General features: G+C 48.3%; 1 protein-coding gene. It reads left to right on the forward strand.

The window, feature by feature from the left end:
- Nucleotides 1–18: 18 nt before the first annotated feature.
- On the forward strand, nt 19–3,120 hold a 3,102-nt coding region (locus K1M91_RS21035), incomplete at its 3' end, for an amino acid adenylation domain-containing protein (RefSeq protein ID WP_348983284.1).

A 3,120-nucleotide genomic window follows, 5' to 3' on the forward strand; every position in this document is an offset into this window, starting at 1 on the left:
GGCGTGAGCCGCGTAGGTGTGGAAGATAACTTTTTCGCGCTGGGGGGAAATTCGTTATTGGCGGTGCGTCTAGCGAGCCAAATTTCTAAAGTATTTTCAAAGCAAATGTCGTTAAGTGTCATCATGAGTACACCCACAGTACAGGGCATTGCAACGTATTTATCTGTACAAGAGCAAACTTTAGCAGAGCTACCTTATATCGAGCCAGACCCCGCACACGCTCACGAGCCTTTTCCTCTAACGGACATTCAACAAGCGTATTGGTTAGGCCGAGACAGCAATTTCGAACTGGGTAATATCTCGACCCACGGCTACGTGGAAGTGCCGTTTGTAGGCACTGATACAGGTCAACTTGAGCGAATCATTAATCGCTTAATTGACCGCCATGGGATGTTGAGAATGGTCGTGCTGGAAGATGGGCAGCAGCGAATTTTAGACGAAGTACCACATTACTCATTAACTGAGTACGACCACTCTACTAAAGATGCTCAGTGTACCTATGATGCGGTAATGGCGCTGCGCAATGAGCTATCACACCAAGTATTGACGACAGACACTTGGCCGTTGTTCGATTTTCGCGTGAGCCGTTTGTCGGCGTCTGAGAGCTTATTACATATTAGTATGGACATCATGTTGGTAGATGCTTCCAGTTTGATGATTTTGGACAAAGAGTTTGCGCAGTTGTACGCCGATGAGAGTGTTTCCTTAGCGCCGTTGACATTGAGTTTTCGTGATTATGTGTTGGCCGAGCAAAAGCTGCATGAAACGGCCTTGTACCGATCAGCGGAAAAATATTGGTTAGATCGCGTTGCTATGTTTCCTGCTCGCCCGAGCCTGCCTCTGGCTGTTGAACCAAGTGCAATCCAAGAACCCCATTTTGAACGCCGGGAATGCTCGCTTAATGCTACGGATTGGGGGCAATTACAAGCACTGGCTAAGCAACACCAAATTACCCCTACCGTTTTGGTATTAGGTTGTGTGGGTGAGGTATTGAGGACGTGGTCAGAGCAAGAGCATTTTGGTTTAAATCTGACACTATTTAACCGTTTGCCGTTGCACGAAGAGGTAGGCGACATCTTAGGTGACTTTACTTCATTGAGTTTACTCGAGATGGATTACCGTGAGGCAGGAGTGTCTTTCATTACACGCTTATTGGAATTACAAGGTCAACTGTGGCAAGACCTAGAGCACACCATGTTTGGTGGTGTGGCGATGCAGCGAGCGATGACGCAAATTCAAGGTCATGCCAGTAATTACCCAGTGGTTTTCACTAGTACGCTTGGTTTAAGGCAAGAGCAAGAAACAGATCCATCAGCTTCAGTTTTAAAGGGCATAGAAGAGGCATCGGACAAGCTGATGTCTGGCTATAGTATCTCGCAAACCTCCCAAGTATGGTTAGACATACAAGTGTCTGATTTTGCTGGCGGATTACAAGTGAATTGGGACAGTGTGGAAGGATTGTTCCCCTCGGGCATGTTAGATGACATGTTAGTCAGCTTTAATGGTTTATTGCGGTTATTGGTTGACGAACCGACGGCGTTAGAGCGACCAGCGAAATTGCCGTTACCATCGACACAAGCGGCGTTGATAGCGAGAGTTAATGACACAGGGCAAGCGTATGAGCCGGGTCATTTACATCGTTTGTTGATGGCGCAGTGTGATCAACGGCCGGAAGCGATTGCCGTTAAAAGCCGAGAGCAGGTGTTAACGTATGCAACGTTAGCAGCAGCCAGTGGCACATTAGCGTGTGCATTACAACGCGGGGGGTGTCAAGCGAATGAGCTGATAGCGGTGCTGATGCATAAAGGCTGGGAGCAAGTGGTGGCGGTGTTGGGTATTTTACGTGCAGGTAGTGCGTATTTACCGATTGATGCAAGTCTGCCGATTGAACGTGTCAAGAAGCTGTTGACACGAGGCGAAGTTAAGCAAGTGGTGACCACTACCGATCTAGCGGGCATTGTACCAGAAGCATTGCAGGTTCATATGCTGGACCATCAGTGGTTGGCTCAAGTCAGTCAAGAAGACATGCCAGAGTCACAGAGTATGCCATCTGATATTGCGTATGTCATTTTTACTTCGGGCTCAACGGGTGAGCCTAAAGGAGTGACCATCACCCATGAAGCGGCGCTGAACACGGTGGAAGATATCAACCAGCGATATGAGCTGACGGCTGACGATGTGGTGTTTGGTTTGTCGAATTTAAACTTTGACTTATCGGTGTGGGATATTTTTGGTGTATTAGGCGCTGGGGGGGGGTTGGTGCTACCGGAGCCTTCGGAATACCGAGAGCCAGAGGCGTGGTTACGTTATCTTGCACAATCGGGCGTAACGGTATGGAACACAGTACCAGCGTTGATGGAAATGTTAGTGGGCGAATGTGAACTGCAAGGGGAAACGTTACGCCTGCGTTTGGTGATGATGAGTGGCGATTGGATCCCAACGGATTTACCGCATCGGATCCGCAGTGTGGCCCCGCAAGCATTACAGATGAGCTTAGGTGGAGCAACGGAAGCTTCGATTTGGTCGATAGAGCATAAGATAGTTGAACAAGACAGCACGCGTAGCAGTATTCCGTATGGAAAGGCGTTAGGTAACCAAGAATTTTATGTATTGAAGTCGGATCTGAGTTTTGCGCCGATAGGGGTAACAGGAGACTTGTATATAGGTGGTATAGGGCTTGCTGCAGGCTATTGGCGGGATGAAGAAAAGACAGCGAACAGCTTTATTATGGATACCGAACGGGGTTGTCGCTTGTACAAGACAGGTGATAGAGGATGTTTATTAGCAGATGGCAGCATAGAGTTTAAAGGCCGGGTAGATAACCAGGTCAAAGTGAGGGGCTTTAGGATAGAGCTGGGGGAGATAGAGAGCCAGTTAAATCAATGTAAGAGTGTAAAAGAGTCGGTAGTGGTTGCGCTGGACAGTCCACAGGGAGGCAAGTTACTAGTTGGGTATGTAGTGGTGGTAGAAGGAGCTGCAGGAGATGCATCAAGCAGAATATCAGGGTGGCAAGGGTATTTAGAAAAGCACTTACCGGATTATATGGTGCCAAGTGTGTTTATGGAGCTGGAACAGCTCCCATTGACGGCGAATGGTAAGGTAGACAGGAAAGGGCTGCCG

Origin of the sequence: Motilimonas sp. E26, assembly GCF_021278025.1 — a bacterium.
In the GTDB taxonomy this organism is placed as follows: domain Bacteria; phylum Pseudomonadota; class Gammaproteobacteria; order Enterobacterales; family CBDFNC01; genus Motilimonas.